Below are 25,612 nucleotides of genomic sequence, written 5' to 3' on the forward strand. Positions count from 1 at the left end.
TCCAGTAAGTGTTACCTTACCTTCACCCTGGACATGGGTAGATCACCTGGTTTCGGGTCTACGACCTCATACTTAATCGCCCTATTCAGACTCGCTTTCGCTGCGGCTCCGCCTCTTCAGCTTAACCTTGCATGAAATCGTAACTCGCCGGTTCATTCTACAAAAGGCACGCTATCACTCTGCATAAAGCATAGAGCTCTAACTACTTGTAGGCACACGGTTTCAGGTTCTCTTTCACTCCCCTCCCGGGGTGCTTTTCACCTTTCCCTCACGGTACTGGTTCACTATCGGTCACTAGGGAGTATTTAGCCTTGGGAGATGGTCCTCCCTGCTTCCGACGGGATTTCACGTGTCCCGCCGTACTCAGGATCCACTCTGGAGGGAACGAAGTTTCAACTACAGGGTTGTTACCTTCTTTGACGGGCCTTTCCAGACCTCTTCATTTACTCCGTTCCTTTGTAACTCCGTATAGAGTGTCCTACAACCCCAAGAGGCAAGCCTCTTGGTTTGGGCTTCTTCCGTTTCGCTCGCCGCTACTCAGGAAATCGCAATTGCTTTCTCTTCCTCCGGGTACTTAGATGTTTCAGTTCCCCGGGTCTGCCTTCCTTACTCTATGTATTCAAGTAAGGATACTACCCCATTACGGGCAGTGGGTTCCCCCATTCGGAAATCTCCGGATCAAAGCTCGCTTACAGCTCCCCGAAGCATATCGGTGTTAGTCCCGTCCTTCATCGGCTCCTAGTGCCAAGGCATTCACCGTGCGCCCTTACTAACTTAACCTACGGCCAATGATAAGCTTCGAATCTCTTCGTCAACTCACTCATTCGCATCCTCACGTATGTGTAATACGCTGCGGTGCTCCTTCGTTCGTTTCCTCGATCTTCTCGCTTCTCCTTGCCCTTTCAGTTTAAAAACTACTTAATGGATTCATCCATAAAGTGGCGATTCTCGGTTATTACTTGGTTACTTCTTACATATCTAGTTTTCAAAGAACAATCCGGCGAATGATAAGCTTCCAATCTCTTCGTCAGCGCACTCACTCACATCCTCACGTATGTTTAATACGTTCCGGTGCTCGTTCGCTTGCTTCCTCGACCTTCTCGCTTCTAATTCACCTCTATTAAAATGAAAGGATTAACCTTTCAAAACTGAACAAAACAGAAGACGTCTGAACCACGTAAGTGGTTTTCCATATTCCTTAGAAAGGAGGTGATCCAGCCGCACCTTCCGATACGGCTACCTTGTTACGACTTCACCCCAATCATCTGTCCCACCTTCGGCGGCTGGCTCCAAAAGGTTACCTCACCGACTTCGGGTGTTACAAACTCTCGTGGTGTGACGGGCGGTGTGTACAAGGCCCGGGAACGTATTCACCGCGGCATGCTGATCCGCGATTACTAGCGATTCCGGCTTCATGTAGGCGAGTTGCAGCCTACAATCCGAACTGAGAATGGTTTTATGGGATTGGCTAAACCTCGCGGTCTTGCAGCCCTTTGTACCATCCATTGTAGCACGTGTGTAGCCCAGGTCATAAGGGGCATGATGATTTGACGTCATCCCCACCTTCCTCCGGTTTGTCACCGGCAGTCACCTTAGAGTGCCCAACTAAATGCTGGCAACTAAGGTCAAGGGTTGCGCTCGTTGCGGGACTTAACCCAACATCTCACGACACGAGCTGACGACAACCATGCACCACCTGTCACTCCTGTCCCCGAAGGGAAATCCCTATCTCTAGGGAGGTCAAGAGGATGTCAAGACCTGGTAAGGTTCTTCGCGTTGCTTCGAATTAAACCACATGCTCCACCGCTTGTGCGGGCCCCCGTCAATTCCTTTGAGTTTCAGCCTTGCGGCCGTACTCCCCAGGCGGAGTGCTTAATGCGTTAGCTGCAGCACTAAAGGGCGGAAACCCTCTAACACTTAGCACTCATCGTTTACGGCGTGGACTACCAGGGTATCTAATCCTGTTCGCTCCCCACGCTTTCGCGCCTCAGCGTCAGTTACAGACCAGAGAGTCGCCTTCGCCACTGGTGTTCCTCCACATCTCTACGCATTTCACCGCTACACGTGGAATTCCACTCTCCTCTTCTGCACTCAAGTCTCCCAGTTTCCAATGGCCGCTTGCGGTTGAGCCGCAAGATTTCACATCAGACTTAAGAAACCGCCTGCGCGCGCTTTACGCCCAATAATTCCGGACAACGCTTGCCACCTACGTATTACCGCGGCTGCTGGCACGTAGTTAGCCGTGGCTTTCTGGTTAGGTACCGTCAAGGTACCGCCCTATTCGAACGATACTTGTTCTTCCCTAACAACAGAGTTTTACGATCCGAAAACCTTCATCACTCACGCGGCGTTGCTCCGTCAGACTTTCGTCCATTGCGGAAGATTCCCTACTGCTGCCTCCCGTAGGAGTCTGGGCCGTGTCTCAGTCCCAGTGTGGCCGATCACCCTCTCAAGTCGGCTACGCATCGTCGCCTTGGTGAGCCATTACCTCACCAACTAGCTAATGCGCCGCGGGTCCATCTGTAAGTGATAGCCGGAGCCATCTTTCAATTCTCCTTCATGCGAAGGAAAAAGTTATCCGGTATTAGCCCCGGTTTCCCGGAGTTATCCCAGTCTTACAGGCAGGTTACCCACGTGTTACTCACCCGTCCGCCGCTAATCATCAGGGAGCAAGCTCCCATCAGATTCGCTCGACTTGCATGTATTAGGCACGCCGCCAGCGTTCGTCCTGAGCCAGGATCAAACTCTCCAAAAAGATGTTTGATATAGCTCTTTATAAATAAAAGTAATTCATTGACGTTTCGTTTTGTTCAGTTTTCAAAGATCAATCTATTTCTTTAACAACTTTTATATCTTAACATCTTTTTAAGTTGATGTCAACAACTTTTTTTGGAGCGGGTGATGGGAATCGAACCCACGACAACAGCTTGGAAGGCTGTAGTTTTACCACTAAACTACACCCGCATAATATTCAAATTTGTAATGGTCGGGAAGACAGGATTCGAACCTGCGACCCCATGGTCCCAAACCATGTGCTCTACCAAGCTGAGCTACTTCCCGTTAGGATATATAATGGCGCGCCCGATAGGAGTCGAACCCATAACCTTCTGATCCGTAGTCAGACGCTCTATCCAATTGAGCTACGGGCGCAATCACGGAAAGATATTTTGCTTTGCAAAAACTTCAGTTCTTTTGCCTGTATATAATCTTTGGTGCGGCCGAGAGGACTTGAACCTCCACGGTGTTGCCACCACTAGGCCCTCAACCTAGCGCGTCTGCCATTCCGCCACGACCGCATTTAAAAAAGCGACATAAGATATGATAACAAACTGCTAGATAAAAGTCAAGATTTTTTTGGTGCGGGTGAAGGGAGTCGAACCCCCACGCCTTGCGGCGCCAGATCCTAAGTCTGGTGCGTCTGCCAATTCCGCCACACCCGCGTTATGAAAGTTAAGTTACTTTACTTCACAAAAACAATGGTGAGCCATGAAGGACTCGAACCTTCGACCCTCTGATTAAAAGTCAGATGCTCTACCAACTGAGCTAATGGCTCTTACTATGATATTCAAACTATTTTAGATATGCACCTTAGAACAGGTTGTGCATCTACGACGTCCCAATCTCAGAAAGTTTATTCAAGATGCAACTCGATTGGTACGCTGTTGTATTGCTACGCAGATTACTCGATCGTGCTCTACCAACTGAGCTAATGGCTCTTACTATTTTTATACTTCTTTATTTCCTTACCAAAATAAAAAAATGGCTGGGCTAGCTGGATTCGAACCAACGAGTGACGGAGTCAAAGTCCGTTGCCTTACCACTTGGCTATAGCCCAATATGTATTTATCAAAAACCATTTTTGTTTTTAAATGGCGGTCCGGACGGGACTCGAACCCGCGACCTCCTGCGTGACAGGCAGGCATTCTAACCAACTGAACTACCGGACCAAATATATTTTTTCAAAAATGACCCGTACGGGATTCGAACCCGTGTTACCGCCGTGAAAGGGCGGTGTCTTAACCGCTTGACCAACGGGCCACATTCAATAGTTTTACTGGCGGAGAAGGAGGGATTTGAACCCTCGCGCCGCTTACGCGACCTACACCCTTAGCAGGGGCGCCTCTTCAGCCACTTGAGTACTTCCCCATATGGCTCCGCAGGTAGGATTCGAACCTACGACCGATCGGTTAACAGCCGATAGCTCTACCACTGAGCTACTGCGGAACGACAATCATCTTGTCGACTCTTAAAATTATAATTAGAATCAATCACAATGTCAACTAGTTTTTTAAAATTTATTTTATGATCTTTTTTCACTAATTAACATTAACTTTCCACGGCATTTCCCACATACATATCGGTTAATATTCATCCGCTTTTTACGTTTGAATAGTGTATGACAATCAGTACAAATATATACATAGTCTAGAGTTGTTTTTTTAACACTCTTCGTTAATAATGGGGTACAAAATCTTGGAGCATCGACAGCTGAAAGTAGCTTCTTAAAATCTGAATCCCTATGTTGGTAGCCCCTTCCCTCTAAATGAAGATGGTAATGACAGAGCTCATGCTTGATTATCCCAATTAGCTCCGCTTCTCCAAATTCCTCATAATATTTTTTATTGATTTCAATATTATGGGAGCTTAATAAGTATCTTCCTCCTGTTGTTCGAAGCCTTGGATTAAATAATGCCTTATGTTTAAATGTCTTTCCAAATAATTGCAATGATAATCTTTCAACCAAATCTTGAAGCTGATCATTGTTCATTTTTTTCACCCCTTTTTCGAACGAACAAGACAACCTATTATAGCATATACTAGGTATTAACCTACTTTTTATTAAGGAAGGACTTGATGTTATGCCGACATGGTTCCAAAACCAAATTCGAAAAGCCTTTTCAGAAAAAGATCATTACCAAATCAAACTACTTAACCAATGTTGGTTCTTCTATCAAAATAAACTTCAAAATTAAAGCTGAAACACTTTCTAGACAATCCTCACTTATTATTAATGAAATGACAAAAAGGTACTTTACACCCTTACATTTTCAGATTCCTACATTGATAAATTCGAGGAGTAGGAATTTACCTGAAGTTCAACTAAATATATGATTCGAATCTTTATTACTACGCCAATAAAGAAAGGCGTGTGACAACACGCCTTTTATTTTGGTAGCATCGTTAATGATAATCTTCCTTTTTGTACATCCACATTCTCTACCCATACAGTTACTATATCTCCTAAAGCAACTACATCTAATGGATGCTTAACAAATTTATTACTTAGCTTTGATATATGAACAAGGCCGTCTTCTTTTACACCTACATCGACAAATGCCCCAAAATCAACTACATTTCGAACAGTACCTTGCATTTCAGTACCTACTTTTAAATCTTCTAATTTCAATATATCCTTCTTAAGTAACGGTTGAGGCAACTCATCACGCGGATCACGTCCTGGACGGTTTAAGGCATCGATAATATCTTTCAATGTCAGTTCACCAATACCTAATTCATCGGATAGGCTACTTAATGAAATCGATTCAAGAGCAGTCTTTAACTTCTCCCCACCTATATCTGCCACTGTACAATCGATTTTGTTTAATAGCTTTTTCACAGCATCGTAGTTTTCAGGATGGATAGGTGTTTTATCTAATGGATCATCACCATCAATAATTCGCAAGAAACCAATGCATTGTTCGTAGGTTTTCGCACCTAGACGTGGAATCGACTTTAATTGATTTCTATTATTAATTTTCCCCGCTTCATTTCTGAATTTAACTATATTATTGGCAACTGATTTACTCAATCCTGATACATATTGTAATAGGGAGGAGGAAGCCGTGTTTACATTAACTCCTACTTGGTTAACCGCTGTTTCTACAACAAAAGTAAGAGATTCATTTAGATTTTTTTGAGAAACATCGTGCTGATACTGGCCCACACCGACAGATTTCGGGTCTATTTTTACTAATTCGGCTAGTGGATCCTGTAATCTTCTCGCTATAGAGACTGCACTTCTTTCTTCAACTTGAAAATCAGGGAATTCTTCTCGGGCAAGATCCGAAGCTGAATAAACACTTGCACCGGCTTCATTGACAATAATGTAAGATATTTCTTCATCTATTTCCCTTAAAATTTCTGCTACAAATTGTTCCGTTTCCTGTGAAGCGGTCCCATTACCAATCGCAATCACTTCTACATTGGAATCTCTAATAACCTCAATAAGCTTCTGCCTTGCTTCCTCTGGTTTTGCTTTTGGTGGGTGAGGATAGATCACACCTATCGATAATACTTTACCTGTTTCATTAACAACAGCTAATTTACACCCTGTTCGATAAGCAGGATCGACCCCCAGCACGATCTTTCCTTTTAACGGTGGCTGAAGCAAAAGGTTTCTTAAGTTTTCAGAGAAAATATGAATGGCCTGATTTTCCGCTTTTTCTGTTAAATCATTTCTTATTTCTCTTTCAATAGAAGGTTGGATTAAACGTTTATAACTGTCTTCAATCGCTTCTTTTACTAGTGAAGTCACACTTGACTGTGCTTTTTTTATCACCTTTTGATAAAGGTGATTAACAATTTTCTCCGTTTCCGGATGAATAGACACTCGAAGAACTTCTTCCTTCTCACCACGATTTAAGGCTAAAATGCGATGCGGTACAATTTTACGAATTGGTTCTTCATATTCATAATACATTTCAAAGACTTTTTTAGAATCAATTTCCTCTTTTTTTACCGATGAAGCTATCGTTCCTGTTTTAAACGTTTCTTTTCGTATCCAGTCACGATTTGCAGCATCATCTGAAATCCATTCCGCTATAATATCCTTCGCCCCCGCAAGAGCATCTTCTACTGTATGAATATCTTTTTCTTCTGAAAGGAATAGTCCTGCTTTCTTATTAACGTCCTCATTCAATGGAAATGTCATGATCCACTCAGCTAACGGTTCCAATCCTTTTTCTTTTGCTATTGTTGCCTTCGTCCGTCTTTTTTGTTTGTATGGTCTATATAAATCTTCAAGCGTTTGTAATTTGTCTGCTTGAATGATGCTTTGTTGAAGTTCCTCAGTGAGCTTTCCTTGCTCATCGATTAAACGAATAACTTCTTCTTTTCTCTGCTCTAAATTTTGAATATAACTCCATCTATCCATAATTGATCTAATTTGAACTTCATCCAGAGCACCTGTCATTTCTTTTCGGTACCGGGCAATAAAAGGAACCGTATTACCTTCTTCTAGAAGGGCGATTACATTTTTTATTTGTTTATTAGAAAAATTAAGCTCTTTCGATAGACGTTGCTGCAATTCTTCTTTTCTTTCAATCGTTTGTTCCAATCCGCACACACCTACTTCTCATAATTTATAACATGCGTTTCCAATAATCTTATTTTAACATTACTTTACCAAAAGGAAAAAGCTTGCATATTAGTGCAAGCTCCCAATAATGAATGTAGAATCATCTTCATTCAGATGTTCTTCATTCTTGAGTTCATTTGCAATCATTTCAATCGAACAACAGCTTCTTAATAACGCTTTAGAATTGGAAGTTCTTAATCCATCTGAATGAAGTAAAAATTTTGATCCAGGCTCATACGGAAAACATTGAGTTCGAAAAGTTTGAGGACGTCCCGATAAATACCCTGTTACAGGAATAGGATAGGTAAGTTTTCCAGAAGGAGTATACAAATAGAAGCGTATATTTCCAACACAACTATATGCGAACTCCTTTTCCTTTAAATTAACTTTTAAAACCGCTACCGCCGCTCCTCTTTTTTGAACAAGAACCTCATTGCAATGCTTCATTAACGAATCAACATCTTTATCTGCATTATTTTTTACTGCTTCTGCAACTGCAAATGAGGCTTCGAATGCATATTGCCCACTCCCTAATCCATCAGCTAATACACATAAAAAGTACTCATCTGTAGCTGTATAGTAATAGCTATCACCACAATAGGATTTTCCTTCCTTTGCTAGCTGATATGCATAAACCTCAACCAAATCCTGTTGGAAATGTTTCATAACGATGGACTCTCCTTCATCAAAGAGTCACCACTTATGGCCATTTTTAATTTTTTTATCGCCTTTCTCTGCAAACGTGAAACATGCATTTGGGAAATTCCTAATTTTTCTCCTGTTTCCTTTTGACTTAGGTTATCGAGGTAAGTATATTGAATAATTTGTCTCTCTCTTTCATTTAAAACATGTAATACCTTATCAAGAACAAGGCGTTGATTTACTTTCTCGTATCCAGCGTCCTCATTTCCGACAATGTCTAATAATGTGACAGTACTTCCATCTGAATCCGCTTCGATAGAGTGATCAACAGATAATGCTTGGTAGCTTTTCCCCATCTCCATCGCTTCTAAAATTTCTTCTTCGGATACATTTAATTTAGCAGCTATCTCTGCAATTTTCGGAGACCGCTGTAATTCTGTTGTTAATTCCTCAATGGTTACCTTAATTTTCGGTCCGATTTCTTTAATACGTCGTGGAACATGAACACTCCATGTTTTGTCACGAAGGAATCGTTTTATTTCACCAATAATCGTCGGAATGGCAAATGATTCAAAGCTTTTTCCATAGGATTCATCATAACGTCGAATTGCACCTAGTAATCCTAATATTCCAACCTGAAAAATATCCTCGTGATAAGACCTTCCTTTTGAATATTTTCGTGCAATGGAGTCCACTAATTTTTCATAGTGTAATACAAGGTCATTCTGTGCGTTTTGATCTTCATTCTCTTGAAATAATTTAATTAAATGATTTATATTTTCTTTTCCAAACTGACTAGGTTGAGACAATTTGGGCATCAGTCTCCACCTGCTCTCCCTCGAGGTATTTGGTCATTATGACCGTTACCCCTTCCTTATAGTGAATTTTCACTTCATCCATAAGACTTTCAATTAGATAAAGACCAAGACCTCCTTCACGCATAAACTCCACGGTTTCACTTTCTAAATATGGTCCGGTCTTTTCCTTTGTCTTTCCTACATCGAAGCTTTTTCCTTGATCAGCAACTTTAATTTCTAATTTGTCTTCATACACACTAAAACCTATAATAATTTCTTTACCTGGATTTCCTTTATATGCATGTTGAACTGCGTTTGTAATTGCTTCACTAGTTGCAATCTTTAAGTCTTCGATCATCTCATAAGCAAAACCCATACGACTAGCAATACCTGAAATTGTTAATCGAATAACACCTATATATTCAGGTTTTGCAGGAATTTTCATTTCGATGCAATCGAATGCCTCCACCATTAAACGCCACCTTCTACCTCGGTATTAATATCCATAATCTTTGATAAACCAGTAATATCAAATAATCGTTCGATCCTGCTTGTTAATCCATTTAAACTTAGTTTGCCTTCATTCGTTCGGAGACCTTTAAACAAGCCAACAAAAACTCCCAGGCCTGTACTATCCATATAGGAAACTCCCGATAAATCTATCGACATTTCGATCCCATGTTTATCGTTAAACGGTATAAGTGCTTCTCTAAGCTTTGGCGCAGTATACGCATCGATTTCACCATTAATTTTCGCAAAAACGTGGTTATCTATTTCTTGTATATCGATGGAAATATTCATCACGTTCACCTCATTTTAAATCTTTTTCTCTTTGATATACTTTCTTTACCCCTAATAAGATATTTATAAACTTTTTTAATCCACTCTTTTTAAAATGATCAAAGTAAAATCGTCACGTAACTGAAAAGCCTGAATTCTTTCTAATTCCTTATACACATGATCTACCATTTCTTGTGCAGTCAAATCAATATATTTTTTAATTATTTCAGTAAGTATTTCTCGTTCAATAAACCCCTCTTTGGTTCGACACTCTGTTACTCCATCAGAAAGTAAAATGACCAAATCATTCTTTTGTAGAGATATATCATATTGTTTGTACTTTGTTTTTTTCTCAATTCCTAATAATAATCCTTCGGCACACAAATCAGTAAATTGTTGATGCTTGGAATCATAAAAAAATCCTGGTTCATGCCCAGCAGAAGAAAATAGAAATTGATGATCGATTGGGTTATACATTCCGTAAAACATTGAAATAAACATATTCGGATCAACATTTTGTTCAACGACGCGATTTAGACTCTCTAAAATTGCATGAGGTTGGACATTTTCTTGTAAACTATCCATCGCATATTTAATCATAGACATACATAGAGCTGCAGGAATTCCTTTTCCAATAATATCGGCAATAGCAACACCCATACATCCATTTTCATCTTCTACAAAATGATAATAATCTCCGCTCATATGCTTAGCAGGTACACTAATTGCTCCAATATCAAGACTTTTCATTTGTGGAATTTTGGTTCCTAATAATGTTTTTTGCATATTCCTTGCTATCTCAATTTCTGTTTTAAGCTGTTGCTGTTGGTTTCTTAAACTTTGATGTTCACGATAGGCTAATCCATATCCCATCATGACTTCAAGAAGTATATCAAAGGATGAAAGCACTGATTGTGACAAATTCGGTTCTAATTCAATCAAAATCGAGCGATGTAAATTAATAATTTCCTCTGGAGTTGTACTATACTCTATCAATTTCCTACTTAATTTTTGCCCTTGGTAAAGCAGCTGTTCATTTTGGTTACTTAAATAATTGTTAATAATCTCTCTATATTTTTGCTCCAATAACGATCTACTGTCCATAGTTACTCCTCCTATCGGAGCCATTTCGTTACAATAATGGTTGTTCCTTCATTCGGTTTTGAATCAATATCGAAATCATCCATTAGTCGTTTAACGCCAGGCAATCCAGCACCTAGTCCACCAGAGGTTGAAAAGCCATCTTCCATTACCTTTCTTACGTCCTGAATTCCAGGTCCATTGTCTTCTGCAATAATCTTTACACCTGATTTTCCATCTTTAAATATCTTCTCTATGCATATTTGTCCTTGACCAGCATAAAGAAAGATATTTCTCGCCAACTCACTGATTGCAGTTGTAATTCTTGCCTGATCTACAATTCCAAAGTTTAATTCCTTTGCAACATTTCTCCCTAATTGACGAACGGCGACGATGTCCCACTCGTTTAAAATCTTTACGCAGGATCGGAACTCCATAACGCTATTCCCCCAGTTCCTGTTGTAATTTCTCCAAACCATTTTCGAGGTCAATTGCGGTTAGGACATCTTCTAAACGAATACCGAGTTCAATTAATGTTATGGCTACAGCAGGTTTTATGCCAGTGACTACCACTTGTGCACCCATTAATTTAGACATATTAATGACATCACCCAATACTTTTGCAATAAACGAATCAATAAAATCAATAGAGGTAATATCTATTACCACACCTCTAGCACTTGTTGCATGTATTTTATGTAAAAGGTCCTCTTGAAATTGAAGTGCTGTCTGATCATCTAATTCCCATTGAATGGAGACAACCAAACAATCATGTAATTTTAAAATGGGTATTCTCACAAGGATCCCTCCAGTTTCACTATTTTCCTGTTAGTGATTTCCAAAGCTTGTTCGATTCCTTTTCTTAACGTACTTGTTGTTATGACTTGATTTAAATTAATACCTAGATTAACTATAGTTTGAGCAATCTCAGGACGAATGCCTACTAACATACACTTTGCCCCAACTAAACGGACTGCATCTGCTGCTTGAATAATATGATGTGCAACCATTGTGTCAACAACAGGAACTCCTGTAATGTCAATTAATACAACCTCAGCTCGATGCTTTACAACCCCATTTAAGAGGTTCTCCATAATTAGCTTTGCCCTTTCCGTATCAATGGTGCCCACTAACGGCATAACTGATATTTTCTCAAAAACTGGAATAAGTGGTGCAGAAAGTTCCTGAAGAGCGATTTTTTGTAACGATACTGTTCTTTCCCATGTTGCTGTGTATGCGCTTATAATTTCATTGTACATAGGTGTCATCCATTTATCATAAACCAAGAAGTATTCAGAATGTTTTTCCTTCGGAAGATCGGTTGTTTCATTAATTTTATCAAAAATAATTTTCCCCATTGTAGACAATCCTGAAGTGACGAAAGTTAACGGCCAACCTAGTCGAACGATTTTTTCAGCAAATTCAGATAACTTCTCGTTATAGTTTTCGCTCGTATCTAATCGGGACAAAATTACATCTACAAATTCACTGCTAGTATTCACATATACCTGGTCAGAAACCACATTAATAAACCGTTCATCACCGTTTTGCTTCATTCTTTCCATCCATTCAGTTAAAATTTCATCTTTATGGTTTGGAATATATTCTAATAAAAAATTGTACATAATAATCTCTCCTATCTATAAATCTTCTTTACTCTTGGTTTGTTGCCTCATACATATTTGCTTAGATACTAATAATTGAGGCCCTTATCGTAATGAGGAAGAAAACAACAGTAAAAATCCTGATAGGAATTTTACTTTTTGCAACAAGTTGCTATAAAAGCACTTAATATAAATTCTATCTAGTGATCTATATTCATGTTAGCAAAAAATAAATAACGAAAAAATTTTTATCTTCCCACTTATACAAAAATAGGTAATATTACCTATAAAATAGTTCGATCATTTATCTCATCCTTTACATATATAGAAAAATACAAATAAAGGTTGTTTTTGTAAAAGTTCTTTTACCGGCTTTTACACAAAATAAAGGCAGCAACTCAACAGTCATTAAAAAGATTTGCAGTTCTTTTCTTAGTGAAATGAAGGAGATTAGCGGTCTCCAACATTTGAGCAAAGCTCTTAAATAAAAAAACCTTCCTCATTATGAAGAAGGTTCAAAAAATAAAGAAACCCTCAATTTCATGAGCGTTTCTAGATTAAAATTCAATAAGTCCTAAACTAATTTGCAGTGCATCGTCCACTTTTTCCATCATTTCTTCGTCTAAATGTGTGATTTTGTCTGTTAAGCGTTGTTTATCAATGGTGCGAATTTGTTCAAGCAAAATAACAGAATCGCGTTCAAAGCCATAACGCTTTGCATCAATTTCAACATGTGTAGGAAGTTTTGCTTTTTGGATTTGCGCTGTAATAGCAGCAACAATTACAGTGGGACTAAACCGATTCCCAATGTCGTTTTGAATGACCAAAACAGGGCGGACTCCACCTTGTTCAGATCCGACAACTGGGGAAAGGTCAGCAAAATACACGTCACCACGCTTAACAATCAAAGGACTAACCCCCGCTTACTAAGCGTTCTACTGTATGTTCTGCTTCGTACTCTGCTTGAATCGCCTCAGATGCTATTGCTAAATTAATTTTAGCCATTTCCATGTAGCCGCGTCTCATAGATTCGCGAATCTGTCTTTTTTTACGCTCACGAAGATACATCTTTGTAGCTCGATAAATAAATTCATTTCGATTCACATTTTCTTGCTCAGCAAATCCATCAAGTTCTGATAATAAATGTACTGGTAACCGAATTAATATTTCTGTTGTTGCGCTGGATTCAGACACAAACTACACCTCCACCAATCACTACACACCGATTCTAAATACCAATTTAATAATACCACCAAATTCACTATATGCAAAGACTAATTGAACATTCCTAACTATTATCGCCAAAAAAAACTAGAAATTATGCATTCTATATAGAATCAATAGATAAATTTAATATTTATCATTAAAATAATCCCTTTAATAAACGGTTATCCACCTCTACAATTTGATTAGAACGTTTATAAATTCTCGGTATTCTAATAGATGTCAAGCATGGAACTTCATAATTAATCGTATCAAGTTTCCTTGCAATCTCGTCCATCGTGATATTCTCTTCACCTTGACTACCAATTAATGTAACCTGCGTGCCAACAGGGATATAATGCGGCAGTTTAATCATACATTGATCCATACAAATACGGCCGACAATAGGTACCCTAATCCCGTCAACTAAAACTTCCTGACCCTGTAATTTACGAATCCATCCATCTGCATACCCTATCGGTAATGTAGCAATCCACTCTTCTTTTTCTGCCTTATAAACCGCTCCATAACTTATTGAATCGCCCTTTAGAACTTTTTTAACATTTGTAATTTTTGTATGCAAGGAGAATACCTGATGTAGCTCAAATGGCAGTAGTGCCTTCATTTCTTCTGATGGCGACAGGCCATACATTGCAATTCCATATCTCACTGCATTAAACTCAGATTGATTAAATCGCAGCGATGTGGCACTGTTAGCACAATGAATAAGGGATGGTTTCACATTTAATGCTGCAACCATTTTTTTAAAAGCTTCCAATTGCTTCTCAAAATAGCTTGTATTTACTTCATCGGCTGTAGCAAAATGGGTAAATAATCCCTCAAATAAAAAGACTTTTGAATGAGCAGATAGAAATTGTTCAACTTCCTTAAGCTCATCTATTTCTCTTACTCCGATTCTTCCCATTCCTGTGTCACATTTTACATGAACAATTAGCTTATTTTCTTCTTGCCCTAGTTGACTCGCAGCGTCTTCCAACCACTCCTTTCGGAAAACAGTCAAAGCAATCCCAAGCTTAGCAGCCAATGGTGCATCACTAGCTCGACTTGCGCCTAACACAAGGATAGGTGCTTCAATTCCTTGATTTCGTAATGAGATGGCTTCATCTAAAATGGCAACAGCTAGCCCATATGCTCCCGCTTCTAAGGCCGCTTTGGCAATTTGTATATCCCCATGTCCATAAGCATTCGCCTTCACTACTGCGAATAATTTTATTCCATTCGGTAAATGGTTCTTCATTAATGTGATGTTTGTAGTTAAATGATCTAAATTGATTTCCACCCAAGTATCTCGATAAAACGAAATTTCATTCCTCATCATAACCACTTCCCAAATTCCTTAAGTTTCTTTATATCTCCACATCAATTTAATCATATTATTTACCAAAAAGAAAACAGGTTCTAATAGAACCTGCTAGGAAACTTAATGGTTTATATATTTTTTTAAAGGCTCTTTTCTCAAACATTGTTGCAATTTAAGTAAAGTTTTAACGAATAACTATCGGCTGAAGACCACTACATCTTTCATTTCACTGAGAAATGTGCTGCAAGCTCCATAAGAATCGCTAAATCCTTTATTAAGTGTAAAAGCCGGCAGTGGGGCTTTTACAAAAACAACTAACAATACGAAAACAGCCTTTTTTTTAGTATCGAAAGCCATTCACTTTCAATAAGAAGTTGCACTGTTACTTAACCGGCTCCTCTTGTACAGATTGAGCGACTTCAATTAACTCATTATCTGTTAAATCATTAGAAGCAATCATGTAATCAACGCCATCCTGTGTCCATGCAATAGACTGATCAGTTAATGTTCCTACCGCAAATCCTAAATCGACCATCTCCCCACTCATTGGTGTAGGCGCCATAATAGCCGTTTGTAGTACTTCCGCCTTTTCTTGAGTCATCGTAAATGATTTTTCACCTGTATAAGTTAAAACCACACGTTTTCCATCCTCGGTATTTATTTCCTTTTCATCTAGTAAAGCTGTATCACCAATTTTTACAGTTGGATACTTTACAATAAATTCATCTTCATCAGGTTTAGCATTTACCGGGATATCAAGTTTAGCCCCTGTTAGATTTTTATTCGTATTAAAAGCATTTTTATCAAATTTCGCATTAAATTCAACTTTAGTAAACTGTACAGCCACTAATGTTTTTCGATCAGTATCCATCACCTTTACACTTTTTGGAGATAGATTCTTTTTATTAAATGTAATCTCTTGATAAGGCAACATTTTATTGTTCTGATAACGTGTTTTCGTTTCAAAAACATATTGATCGTCTGTTGCCTTAAAAGTTGCATCTTTATCACTTAAAATATCCTTTACAAGTGATTCATATAGATAAGCTTGGCTACTATTCTTTGGCCAATCACTCTGAAATTTATAACTTTTGTTAAGTGCAGGTGTTAGAACATAAACACCTTCTTTATTTCTAAGAATCATTTGACTCTGCTCTTTCTTATCATTTTTCAAGTGAACTCGATAATAATTGGGTTTACTGTACCAAATTTCAATATCATATGTTTGTGGTTCATTTCCCATTTGCAGAGTCATTTTGGCATTAGCTTTGTATCCCTTTAATTCTCCCATCTGTTCATCCAATTTCTTCACAACATCTTCTTGCGACTTGGATCCACAAGCTGACAGTACTAAGATTGCTGCAAGAGCCACAACAAGCATCCAAACCTTTCTTTTCATCCCTTCAACCCCTTCATAGTGTGATTAATCGTTGGTGAAGAGAAAGGCATGTTTCAATCATATACCAAAAGTTCCTCGATACTTTAATCCCTTCCTTGAGATTTGCTTCGAACTTATAGCAATGTTTAAATAAGCCTTGTCTCTCCTATCGCACTATGAATATATGAGACAACCTTTAGGAATATGCAAAAGGTAAATTAATTTTCAGGTAGATTCAATAATAACTTGTGCAGCTGCATAGTCTCGACTATGTGTAATAGAGAGATGTACACCCGTTTCTTTAGGTTTTTTAAAATAAGGCTTTCCCCTCTCATCAACCATAATCTCCATTTCATGAAAGCTTAATTCTTTGCCAATCCCTGTACCGAGTGCTTTAGAAAAAGCCTCTTTCGCCGCAAAACGACCAGCTAGAAATTCAGATTTTCGAGTCTCTTTCAGCCCCTGATAATCCTCTAATTCAGATTTAGTTAATACCTTTTCTGGAAATCGAGATTGTCGTGTCCGTATTTGATGAATCCGTTCGATTTCAACAATATCTAGTCCAATACCTTGAATCATTTTTTAACACCTTCTATCATAGAACCGCTTCGCATATGAATTAGTACAAGACCTTATGGCGAAAGGAGTTCAAAATTATGTTTACTCGTCACGAAAGCTTTTCTCAATATGTAAGAAATTATCCAGTAATAAGTACCATTATCCTTTTACAAATATTATTGTTTATTATAAACTTTATCCCCATGATTCCGCATAAATTCATATTACATTATTTATCTGGGGTAAACATCTATATTGCAAACGGTGAATATTGGCGTTTAATTACCCCTATCTTTGTTCATAGAGACTTTACACATCTTTTTTTTAATTCATTTTCCCTTCTTATTTTTGGCCCTTTCTTGGAAACAACTCTCGAAAAAAAATTGTTCATCCTTTTTTATCTCGGTTGTGGCTTAATGGCCAATATCGCAACATATTTATTTTTACCACTAACTTATGGACATGTTGGGGCCAGTGGATCGATATTTGGGCTATTTGGAATCTATTTAGCATTGATTGTTTTAAAGAAAATAGAAGTAGCTAAATCAACTCAGATCATTATTCCTCTCATTGCAATTGCGTTCATCATGACTTTTTTGGAATCAAATGTCAATATCATCGCCCATATTTTCGGTTTATTGTCTGGATTCCTCTTTAGTCTTGTTTATTTTCTTCTTAAAAAGAAATGAAAAAGAGCTAAACTCTTTTTCACTAGTTTTTAAACCATAGATAAATTGTTTTTACATCCTTTACGTCTAGATGTCTTACTTTAGATGTCTTTCCTGCTCCAGATGATTTTACTGTTGACACGATAGACGCAAGGTTTCTTTTCCTTTGTAACCAACTTTCCCTAATTCCCAAACTCTGAATCCTATTCTTCCTAATATAAATGGTGTGCTTTAAAAAACCACGGTATCTCATCACAATCTGCTTTCCTTCAACATTCCATCCCGCAGCACGATATCGTAAAATCCCAAACAGAATCATCGGAAGAAGCAATAGTATCCCTAAAAGACCAAATGGCCAAAAAAGAATGGCTACAATCACAGAGATAGGAAGTATCTTACATATTTCTCTAATAATATAACGATTTTTTGCACGCTTTGGTGCCTTCTTTAAAGGAACATCTAATTGATAATCATTAAAAATATCACTAATAAGATTATTTATCCTACTCTTTTTCACCATTGGAAGAAGAATGACATTCATACTCTCTGCATCTGTTACCGAGCCACCTGCACTTTCAATATAAACGGTCGCATAGCCCCATAATTGCCTTAACGGATTTTCGGTAATACGTATTGCTTGTATTCGGTGTAACGGGATAGTCGTTTGCCTTTTTTCTAGCAATCCTCTTGTAATAATTATATTATTATCTGCAAACTTCGTCGTAAAACCATTATACTTTAGGAGAGTAACAATTATAGAGAACAGCCAAACAAGTAATAAGCAAATAAACACTAGAAGACTTACAATGAATACACCACTTTGTATAATATGACCCAACTCGTTAAATATTTTTTTATACGGAATAATCTCATCCAATTGTGTCGAAAACGCAATTAGTGCGGAAAATACTGCTCCTGCACCACCTGAGGTTGAAGCCATAATAAACATTTCTCGGTTCGTAATTCGATAAATGATCTTGGTTGAAGAAAATTCTTCTGTTACTTCCTTCAGCTTTTCAGGTGTTTTTTTAGCACCAGTTATTATTTTTTGGATTTCTTCTGCATCTTTTTTCTTAATTGCTGTTAATTCTGCCTCAGCTTCCTTTAAGCTATTGCCAGCAGTTTCAATTTTCACCCTTACTAATCCAAAAGGACGATGTAGAATGCCTTCTGAATAATCTAAGCTTTGTATTCTTTCAAAAGGAATATATCGTTTTTTCTTTACGAATAATCCATACTCTATACGAAGCTCGCCTTCCTCTAGACGATAAGTAAATCGTAACCATTTAACAATCCCTGAAATCAAAACATAAACAATAATTAATGTCATGATGATTTGAGGAGTGTAATCCCAAAAACCTTCTTTATTGTCTCCTCTTCCAATAAAGAAAGAAATAAGAAATGGAACGATCAATTGTTTTAGTTCATTTAGAAAATTTGATATAGCAGTAATTGGATGCAGCCTTTTATGATTAGACATCCTCTTCATCCACCCTTGCAAGTGCTGATATGGACTGCCGTACAGTTTCTGCTTCTATTACATCGATTGTAGGAATATGATGCACGGTAGCTGCAGTTGAAATCGTAATCGTAGCTAAACGATATTTTCTTAGAAGAGGTCCTTGAACAGTATCTACATGCTGAACTCGTATCATTGGAACAAGTGTCCTTTTAATAATAAAAACTCCATGTTGCAATTCAATTTCCTTTTCCCTAATTTCATATCGCCATCTTTTCCACCTAATATTTGGAATGATAAAAATAAATAAAACTGAATATAAAAATGCAATCAAAATTGCCAATACAATAAACCATCGATTCCAATCATACTTTATTAAAAAATACGTTCCAATTATACTTAAAACCCAAATACAAAGTGAATGGATGCTTCCTGTTATCCTCCAAACCGCTAACGCACTTTTTGAGATACGCTTATTTGGTACATATATCTCCATACAAATCCCCCAATTAGTTGAATATAATATATGTACGAATCAATCCTTTGTTTAGTTTCACATACGAATGATCTTTAATTTCCCAAAGGAAATTTAATTTTCAGTTTCCTCAAAAAGAACGTTAAACTTACAAAACATCAAACCGCTATTTTTATAATTTGACCTTTTACTTAAATTTTCGTATAAAAAAAGCAATCAGACATCGCTCTGATTGCTTTTTATTGCAAGCTTTTATGCAATAAGAGGAGAAATAGCATTCTCCTCTATTCAGCCAGCGTCATGATCGCTTACTCTTTTTTGGCCCCGTATCACTAATTTTTAATTATGATAAATTAATTAAGATCTTTGATCTTTGTTATGTTGATAATCTCTTCTTCCTGATCTTCTCGGCTTTCTGCCACTTCCTCCGTGACCACCTTTATTCCCGCTATAGGAAGGTTTACCACGTCTTGAAGAAGATCTATGCCCATCTTTTTTCATTGGTAGAGGGCGTTCTTCTGTAATATGAACAGGTGTTTTATCCGGTTCTTTAGTCATTAATTTAAGTGATGCAGCAATAATATGGGTCGCATCATTTTCCTCTAGTAATTCCTTTGCTACTGAAAGATAATCGTTTAGATTTCCTTCTTTTACTATATCAGAAAGCTTTTCCATTGAAACGCGAATTTGACCTTCTAATGCTTCATCCCAACTTGGCGGACGCATTGGCATCATTCTTTTTTTCGTTGTTTGCTCAACAATTTTTAAATAGCTCATTTCACGAGGATTTACAAATGTAATAGCCATTCCTTCTTTACCTGCACGGCCAGTTCTTCCAATACGGTGAACATAGCTTTCAGGATCTTGTGGAATATCATAATTATATACATGTGTAACACCTGAAATATCTAATCCACGAGCAGCAACATCTGTCGCAACAAGAACATCTACTTTTCCATCTTTAAATTTTCTTAATACGGATAAGCGCTTTGCTTGACTTAAGTCGCCATGAATTCCTTCAGCCATATATCCTCTTAGGTTTAAAGCATTTGCCAGTTCATCAACACGACGCTTTGTACGACCAAATACAATTGCAAGTTCTGGTGATTGAACATCAATTAAACGTGAAAGCACATCGAATTTTTCTCTTTCCTGCACTTTTACATAATATTGTTCAATTAAAGGAACCGTCATTTCTTTTGCTTTCACACGGACTAATTCCGGATCATTCATAAATCTTTCAGCAATTCTTCTAATAGGGTCAGGCATAGTTGCTGAGAAAAGTAATGTTTGTCTTTCCTCCGGCACACTAGATAAAATGCTTTCAATATCATCAATGAATCCCATATTTAACATTTCATCTGCTTCATCAAGTACTAAAGTAGTTACTTGGTCAAGTTTTAATGTGCGGCGCTTGATGTGATCGAGAATCCGCCCTGGAGTACCGACAATAATTTGTGGGCCTTTTTTCAACGCTTTAATTTGACGTTGAATATCTTGCCCGCCATAAACAGCTAATACACGCGCTCTTGCATCGTAACCAATTTTATATAATTCTTCTGATACTTGGATAGCTAATTCACGGGTAGGGGCAATAATAATACTTTGAACATTTTGGTTTTTTGTATCAATCTTTTCAATAAGCGGAATCCCAAAAGCAGCTGTTTTACCAGTACCAGTCTGCGCTTGCCCAATAATATCCTTTCCTTGGGTACTTAATGGGATTGTTTTTGCTTGAATTGGTGATGCTTCTTCAAAGCCCATTCTTTTTAATGATTTTAAAATTGAGGGGCTTAAATCTAACTCTGAAAAATTCGTCAATGCTTCTCATTCTCCTTTATAACTTAACAGGGCCAAGTAAACCTACATACGATTAAGGTTCGTTTCCCCGATACCATACAAAAAATAGACACTCTTTATTAAACATTGTTATAATCTATGCTACAAGTAAAATGTATACATTACTCTCTAAATAGTAGGATTGTCACATATAGTAGATCATTTTCTAAAGAAAGTAGAATACAGCTCATGTTATTTTCTTACATATATCAAGTTTAAGAAAAGAGCCTTTGTAAAAATAAAGAGTTCCGGCAAAAAGTGTAAACGATGTACGGTTATGGTACCATTAATAAGCTTGGATTTCAACGCGCAAGATATTCCAAATTATCATCATTATAAGGAAACTATCATAAAGTATTCCCTTTTTAGATGGGAAAAATAATTTTCTTTTTTTAACATAAGGAAATTATTTTACTCTGCCAGTTCTTGCACAACTTCTTCTAATTTCATTCCTCTTGAACCTTTAACCAAAATCCACTCATTCCCATTAATGACAGATTTCAAATGCTGGACAAGCTCTTGTTTGTCCATAAAGGCAAAAACTCTTGATTCAGGAAAAGTTAATTTTGCACTCTCAGCTATATAATTACCCAATTTTCCGTAGGTAAACACATATTTTATTTTACTTTCTTTCAATTCTCTTCCTACTTCACGATGAAACTCCACCTCGCTATCCCCAAGTTCCAACATGTCGCCCAATACAACGATTTTATCATCTGCATCAGCTAAAGTTTCCAACATATGAATAGCTGCTTTCATTGAAGTTGGACTGGCATTATATGCATCATTAATAATCTTTGTACCTTTTATACCTGTATGCTTTTCCATACGCATCGAAGATAATTTAAGTGCTTTTAGACCTAATTCAATCTCATCCATTGATAATCCTAATTCAAGTGCTGATAAAATGGCTGATAATGAATTTAATACATTATATTCGCCGAGAACTGGAAGATAAAGTTTTCTTTCTGGAGCTTTGTTGATACTATAAACACTTCCATTATTTTGCTGCTCAATAGAAATAGGATATAGATCATTCATTTTGGACCTGCCAAATGTTTGGATTCGAAAATTCTTATATTGATCTACACGTTCTCGAAGAAGCGGTTCATCCCCGATAAAAATAAATAGTCCATCTTTTTTCAAACCATTTGTAATCTCGAGTTTTGCCTCAGCAATGCCTTCTCTAGAACCAAGATCTTGAAGATGGGCTTCACCAATATTTGTAATAATAGCAATATCTGGTTTCGCGAGCTTTGTTAAAAAGTCAATTTCACCTTTAGCACTCATTCCCATCTCTAATACAGCCACATCAGTATCTTCTCTTAAAGAGAGAATTGTTATTGGTAGCCCTAAGTGATTATTAAAATTCCCCTCAGTTTTTTGAACATTAAACTTTTCACTTAATACAGCTGTTACCATATCCTTTGTAGTCGTTTTTCCATTACTACCAGTAACTCCAATAACCTTAATGTTAAGTTGATCTCTATAACTTCTTGCAACATTCTGTAAAGAATGCTCCGTATTTTCAACAACTAGAATAGGTAAATGGTAGGGGGGATTAGGCACATCCTTTTGCCATAATGCAGCACTAGCACCGTTTTTAATTGCGTCTTCCACATATTGGTGGCCGTCAACATTATTACCTTTAAATGGAATAAAGAGGTTTCCTCTCTTCAATTTACGCGTATCAATACATACTCCAGTTACTTCGATCTCAGAATAATTTGATACATCATTTTCTACATGGATCATTGTTGCTAATTGTCCAATCGTTCTTTGAATCATGCTTTTTCCTCCAAATAAAAAGACCATTTTCAAGTTACCCTTCTTAAAGAGATTTTACTTTTTGAAAAAAACTTTAAGAAGGGTAAGCTAACTTAAATAACTCTATATTTTAAGGGTATCCTACTTTCTTTTTTAAAAGCTATGTTTAATCTTTTGTTTATCCTCATGGCGTTCTATAGCAAGCTGTATTAAACGTTCAATTAGCTCTGGATAGTCTACTCCTGTATGTTTCCATAATAAAGGGAACATACTAAAAGGTGTAAATCCTGGCATCGTATTTACTTCATTTATTAGAACTCTATTCTCTCTCGTAACAAAGAAATCTGCACGGACTAAACCTGAACAATCTAGTGCTTTAAAAGCTGTTATCGCCATACTCTTTAACTCTTCATACACATGAGCAGAAACCTCTGCAGGTATAATCAAGGCTGTTTCTTCATCGCCGTACTTCGCCTTATAATCATAAAAATCCTTTTTAGCAACAATTTCTCCCGGCACCGAGCATTCAGGGTTATCATTGCCAAGAACACCTAATTCAATTTCCCTTGCAACAATGCCTTCCTCCACGATCACTTTTCTATCAAATTGAAATGCTTCAATGAATGCATTTTCTAGCTCCTTACGATTCGTACATTTACTAATTCCAACACTTGAACCTAGGTTAGCCGGTTTAACAAAACACGGATACCCTAATTCTGCTTCAACTTTTTTGTAAGCTTCCTCATTATTATGATCCCAAGAGCTTCGAATAAAAGAAACATATTTCACTTGATCGAGTCCTGCTTGAGCGAATAAGTTCTTCATAATGACCTTATCCATACCTGCAGCGGATGCAAGTACTCCATTCCCTACATATGGGAGGTTCAATAATTCTAGCATTCCTTGTACTGTACCATCCTCTCCATTAGGTCCATGTAGTAAAGGAAAGATAACGTCATATCCAGTATTTTCTCCTAATGATGTAGATAGGGCGTTTGGAACCATTTCTTGACCATTAGAAAATGCTAAAGCTTTTACGTTTTCTACAGGTCCAACAATTTGTGGTCCCTTAATCCAGTTCCCTTCTGCATTAATAAAAATTGGATCAATCTCAAATTTCTCGAGATCCAGAGCTTGAATGACTGCCTTAGCTGTTTGTAATGACACTTCATGTTCCGCTGACTTACCACCATAAAGTAAACAAAGTTTGGTTTTCATGTTAATCCCCCATCATCATTAGATACTATATTATAAAGGCTAATTTTATAAAAATTCATGATAAATGCCTATTTCATCTTATGAAAAAAGTCTTTATCTGTGCCTAAAACCGTATTAGACGGTAATAATATTAGCTTAAAGAAAAAAATAAGTAAACCCATTGACCAAATTATAGTCAATGGGCAAAAAAGCAGAAGACGCCTTGTTCATCGACGTACGATAAGTAAAATTTGGAGTGCCAATTTCACCTTCGTATTCTCGATAAAAGATAAAGGAAATACAGCGAAGAATCGATGTTGACTTATCGTAGGAAGCATGCGTAGATACTTTAGTCGATAGTCGCTAGAGCTAGCAAAGTCTAAACTAGTAAATGATTTTAGATAATGTTAATGCTTAAACATTTATACGTTAAAAGAAAATGGCAGCTCTTATTTAACATAAGCTTTCCATTCTTTCTCCTTGCGATCAAAAACAATTTTTCCATCTAATGGGCGATCGTGTATTTCCTTATACTCTTCATACATTTCTTCCATATCATAAAAATCACCGATAACCCAGATTGGGATCTCTACAGAGGTTCTAGTATGTACAGCTTTTTCAATCGAAATAATCATTCCTTCTTTCATTTCTTCAATGAAAGGATAAAGAATTTCTACTGGAATCTCAGGAGTTTCCTTCCTTTTTCTTCGCCCAAAAAACGTCTTTTCTCCTTTATCATTTAACTTCATGGAAATTGAACTTCCTAAAGTTATATAAAAATCATCCATCGTGCGATAATATGTTTTATTAAGCCAGCCGTCCTCATGAGACAAATAAGCAAAACGATTGTTCAACTTACGGTAAAATGGAATGCGCAAATGATTTTTAATATGTCCTAAATAAAGTAATTCAGCTATTTCCTGTCCATCTAACCTATTCAAGGCTTCCTCATCATCAAAATCAATCCAACAGAAATCACCATATGCAGCTACATTATCTTCTATAAGCCGCTTAATGGAATCAGCATCTACATATTCAAGTAATGTATGAAGATTAAAGTTTCCGTCCTCATAACGATGACGAAGCAAAAGAAGGTTGGATAGATCCGGAAAAGCTTGGCAAAATTCATGAAATTCGATTCCATATGTTAAAACATAATGATCGACATGATTCATATGTGCATAGATGACTCCCAGATTCGCAATATGATTTTTCAATTGGGTTCCCTCCGAAAAATGTATCTCCTCATCACCTAGGGATACGTAAAAAAACAGCTTCAATGTTGAAACTGTTCTTCCATCCATTTTTATATTCTTATTTTACCAAATTCATAAAATAAATCCTCATATTTTTGAAATTTTCTTTGGATCAGTTCTTTATCATTTATAGTATTCTTTAATATTTCGGGAATATTACATAGAAAAGCAAAGGTTTTAATCAAACCATAACAGGATAAAAGTCTAATATACGCCAAACTAGGAGGTGAA

The 25,612-nt window shown here is 37.2% G+C and carries 23 protein-coding genes, 11 tRNA genes and 2 rRNA genes (1 of these 36 cut by a window edge); 2 read left to right on the plus strand and 34 right to left on the minus strand.

Translation table 11 applies throughout. From position 1 onward, the window contains the following. From NST63_RS24645 to NST63_RS24710, 14 genes are all read right to left on the minus strand, one after another. Positions 1 to 780 (minus strand): 23S ribosomal RNA (locus NST63_RS24645) (it extends 2,163 nt beyond the left edge of the window). A 422-nt stretch (positions 781 to 1,202) separates the two neighbouring features. After that, positions 1,203 to 2,755, minus strand: a 16S ribosomal RNA gene (locus tag NST63_RS24650). Together the 16S and 23S rRNA genes with 11 tRNA genes alongside form the textbook arrangement of a ribosomal RNA operon. Positions 2,756 to 2,890: 135 nt before the next feature. After that, a tRNA-Gly gene (locus NST63_RS24655) sits at positions 2,891 to 2,964 on the minus strand. A 19-nt stretch (positions 2,965 to 2,983) separates the two neighbouring features. Then, positions 2,984 to 3,060: transfer RNA gene (locus tag NST63_RS24660), tRNA-Pro, on the minus strand. Positions 3,061 to 3,073: 13 nt separating this feature from the next. Continuing rightward, positions 3,074 to 3,150, minus strand: a tRNA-Arg gene (locus NST63_RS24665). A gap of 60 nt (positions 3,151 to 3,210) precedes the next feature. Then, positions 3,211 to 3,296 (minus strand) — tRNA-Leu (locus NST63_RS24670). Positions 3,297 to 3,355: 59 nt separating this feature from the next. Then, positions 3,356 to 3,440, minus strand: a tRNA-Leu gene (locus tag NST63_RS24675). A gap of 37 nt (positions 3,441 to 3,477) precedes the next feature. Continuing rightward, positions 3,478 to 3,553 (minus strand) — tRNA-Lys (locus tag NST63_RS24680). Positions 3,554 to 3,760: 207 nt separating this feature from the next. After that, positions 3,761 to 3,835, minus strand: a tRNA-Gln gene (locus NST63_RS24685). 35 nt (positions 3,836 to 3,870) lie between these two features. Further along, positions 3,871 to 3,947, minus strand: a tRNA-Asp gene (locus tag NST63_RS24690). Between the two features lie 19 nt (positions 3,948 to 3,966). Beyond that, positions 3,967 to 4,038: transfer RNA gene (locus NST63_RS24695), tRNA-Glu, on the minus strand. Positions 4,039 to 4,055: 17 nt separating this feature from the next. Beyond that, positions 4,056 to 4,146: transfer RNA gene (locus NST63_RS24700), tRNA-Ser, on the minus strand. A 3-nt stretch (positions 4,147 to 4,149) separates the two neighbouring features. Continuing rightward, positions 4,150 to 4,224: transfer RNA gene (locus tag NST63_RS24705), tRNA-Asn, on the minus strand. Between the two features lie 76 nt (positions 4,225 to 4,300). Continuing rightward, complete coding sequence (locus tag NST63_RS24710) at positions 4,301 to 4,768, minus strand: SprT family protein (protein ID WP_212945134.1); 468 nt, start codon at positions 4,766 to 4,768, stop codon at positions 4,301 to 4,303. A gap of 91 nt (positions 4,769 to 4,859) precedes the next feature. On the opposite strand from NST63_RS24710, the gene cmpA reads away from it, so the two are divergent. Continuing rightward, positions 4,860 to 4,973, plus strand: a complete 114-nt coding sequence (gene cmpA / locus NST63_RS24715) for a cortex morphogenetic protein CmpA (RefSeq protein ID WP_139254833.1) — start codon at positions 4,860 to 4,862, stop codon at positions 4,971 to 4,973. Positions 4,974 to 5,164: 191 nt separating this feature from the next. On the opposite strand, the gene NST63_RS24720 is transcribed toward cmpA, so the two are convergent. From NST63_RS24720 to acpS, 14 genes are all read right to left on the minus strand, one after another. Further along, positions 5,165 to 7,336 carry a Tex family protein gene (locus tag NST63_RS24720; protein ID WP_341043990.1) on the minus strand — a complete coding sequence of 724 codons (2,172 nt, stop codon included), beginning with the start codon at positions 7,334 to 7,336 and terminating at the stop codon, positions 5,165 to 5,167. A 90-nt stretch (positions 7,337 to 7,426) separates the two neighbouring features. Further along, complete coding sequence (locus tag NST63_RS24725; protein WP_212945132.1) at positions 7,427 to 8,023, minus strand: PP2C family serine/threonine-protein phosphatase; 597 nt, start codon at positions 8,021 to 8,023, stop codon at positions 7,427 to 7,429. Further along, a complete protein-coding gene (gene sigB, locus NST63_RS24730; RefSeq protein ID WP_212945131.1) occupies positions 8,020 to 8,817 on the minus strand; it encodes an RNA polymerase sigma factor SigB in 798 nt (265 codons plus the stop codon). The genes NST63_RS24725 and sigB overlap by 4 nt, the downstream gene beginning before the upstream one ends. Next, the gene (gene rsbW / locus NST63_RS24735; protein ID WP_212945130.1) at positions 8,795 to 9,268 is read right to left on the minus strand and encodes an anti-sigma B factor RsbW; all 474 of its coding nucleotides are present in this window, start codon (positions 9,266 to 9,268) and stop codon (positions 8,795 to 8,797) included. The genes sigB and rsbW overlap by 23 nt, the downstream gene beginning before the upstream one ends. Then, on the minus strand, positions 9,268 to 9,597 hold the full coding sequence (locus NST63_RS24740; protein WP_058005321.1) for an anti-sigma factor antagonist: 330 nt from the start codon (positions 9,595 to 9,597) through the stop codon (positions 9,268 to 9,270). The genes rsbW and NST63_RS24740 overlap by 1 nt, the downstream gene beginning before the upstream one ends. A 75-nt stretch (positions 9,598 to 9,672) precedes the next feature. Continuing rightward, a complete protein-coding gene (locus NST63_RS24745; RefSeq protein ID WP_212945129.1) occupies positions 9,673 to 10,680 on the minus strand; it encodes a PP2C family protein-serine/threonine phosphatase in 1,008 nt (335 codons plus the stop codon). Between the two features lie 11 nt (positions 10,681 to 10,691). Next, complete coding sequence (locus tag NST63_RS24750) at positions 10,692 to 11,093, minus strand: anti-sigma regulatory factor (RefSeq protein WP_058005319.1); 402 nt, start codon at positions 11,091 to 11,093, stop codon at positions 10,692 to 10,694. A 4-nt stretch (positions 11,094 to 11,097) separates the two neighbouring features. Then, on the minus strand, positions 11,098 to 11,454 hold the full coding sequence (locus NST63_RS24755; protein WP_058005318.1) for an STAS domain-containing protein: 357 nt from the start codon (positions 11,452 to 11,454) through the stop codon (positions 11,098 to 11,100). Then, on the minus strand, positions 11,451 to 12,281 hold the full coding sequence (locus tag NST63_RS24760; RefSeq protein ID WP_058005317.1) for an RsbT co-antagonist protein RsbRA: 831 nt from the start codon (positions 12,279 to 12,281) through the stop codon (positions 11,451 to 11,453). Before NST63_RS24760 ends, NST63_RS24755 begins: the two co-directional genes overlap by 4 nt. 536 nt (positions 12,282 to 12,817) lie before the next feature. After that, on the minus strand, positions 12,818 to 13,168 hold the full coding sequence (gene ndoA, locus NST63_RS24765) for a type II toxin-antitoxin system endoribonuclease NdoA (protein WP_055741345.1): 351 nt from the start codon (positions 13,166 to 13,168) through the stop codon (positions 12,818 to 12,820). A gap of 4 nt (positions 13,169 to 13,172) precedes the next feature. After that, the gene (locus tag NST63_RS24770) at positions 13,173 to 13,454 is read right to left on the minus strand and encodes a CopG family ribbon-helix-helix protein (protein WP_058005316.1); all 282 of its coding nucleotides are present in this window, start codon (positions 13,452 to 13,454) and stop codon (positions 13,173 to 13,175) included. A 169-nt stretch (positions 13,455 to 13,623) separates the two neighbouring features. Beyond that, entirely contained in the window at positions 13,624 to 14,799 is a 1,176-nt protein-coding gene (gene alr / locus NST63_RS24775; RefSeq protein WP_341043992.1) for an alanine racemase, read from the minus strand. 367 nt (positions 14,800 to 15,166) lie between these two features. Next, the gene (locus tag NST63_RS24780) at positions 15,167 to 16,183 is read right to left on the minus strand and encodes a LolA family protein (protein WP_058005315.1); all 1,017 of its coding nucleotides are present in this window, start codon (positions 16,181 to 16,183) and stop codon (positions 15,167 to 15,169) included. Between the two features lie 204 nt (positions 16,184 to 16,387). Further along, complete coding sequence (gene acpS / locus NST63_RS24785) at positions 16,388 to 16,741, minus strand: holo-ACP synthase (protein WP_058005314.1); 354 nt, start codon at positions 16,739 to 16,741, stop codon at positions 16,388 to 16,390. A 77-nt stretch (positions 16,742 to 16,818) separates the two neighbouring features. On the opposite strand from acpS, the gene NST63_RS24790 reads away from it, so the two are divergent. Beyond that, positions 16,819 to 17,409: a rhomboid family intramembrane serine protease gene (locus NST63_RS24790; RefSeq protein ID WP_212945126.1), complete on the plus strand. Its 591-nt coding sequence runs from the start codon at positions 16,819 to 16,821 to the stop codon at positions 17,407 to 17,409. Between the two features lie 22 nt (positions 17,410 to 17,431). Here the strand turns inward: NST63_RS24790 and NST63_RS24795 are convergent, their stop codons facing one another. From NST63_RS24795 to NST63_RS24820, 6 genes are all read right to left on the minus strand, one after another. Beyond that, the gene (locus NST63_RS24795; protein ID WP_212945125.1) at positions 17,432 to 18,868 is read right to left on the minus strand and encodes a PH domain-containing protein; all 1,437 of its coding nucleotides are present in this window, start codon (positions 18,866 to 18,868) and stop codon (positions 17,432 to 17,434) included. Continuing rightward, on the minus strand, positions 18,861 to 19,343 hold the full coding sequence (locus tag NST63_RS24800; protein ID WP_212945124.1) for a PH domain-containing protein: 483 nt from the start codon (positions 19,341 to 19,343) through the stop codon (positions 18,861 to 18,863). Before NST63_RS24800 ends, NST63_RS24795 begins: the two co-directional genes overlap by 8 nt. 336 nt (positions 19,344 to 19,679) lie before the next feature. Continuing rightward, a complete protein-coding gene (locus tag NST63_RS24805) occupies positions 19,680 to 21,143 on the minus strand; it encodes a DEAD/DEAH box helicase (protein ID WP_212945123.1) in 1,464 nt (487 codons plus the stop codon). A gap of 429 nt (positions 21,144 to 21,572) precedes the next feature. Continuing rightward, positions 21,573 to 22,949, minus strand: a complete 1,377-nt coding sequence (locus NST63_RS24810; RefSeq protein ID WP_341043993.1) for a UDP-N-acetylmuramoyl-tripeptide--D-alanyl-D-alanine ligase — start codon at positions 22,947 to 22,949, stop codon at positions 21,573 to 21,575. A 132-nt stretch (positions 22,950 to 23,081) separates the two neighbouring features. Then, on the minus strand, positions 23,082 to 24,146 hold the full coding sequence (locus NST63_RS24815) for a D-alanine--D-alanine ligase (RefSeq protein WP_212945121.1): 1,065 nt from the start codon (positions 24,144 to 24,146) through the stop codon (positions 23,082 to 23,084). A gap of 428 nt (positions 24,147 to 24,574) precedes the next feature. Beyond that, positions 24,575 to 25,342 carry a hypothetical protein gene (locus tag NST63_RS24820; protein WP_212945120.1) on the minus strand — a complete coding sequence of 256 codons (768 nt, stop codon included), beginning with the start codon at positions 25,340 to 25,342 and terminating at the stop codon, positions 24,575 to 24,577. Between the last annotated feature and the right edge of the window lie 270 nt (positions 25,343 to 25,612).

This window comes from Heyndrickxia sp. FSL W8-0496, assembly GCF_038007825.1.
Taxonomy (GTDB): Bacteria; Bacillota; Bacilli; order Bacillales; family Bacillaceae_C; genus Heyndrickxia; species Heyndrickxia oleronia.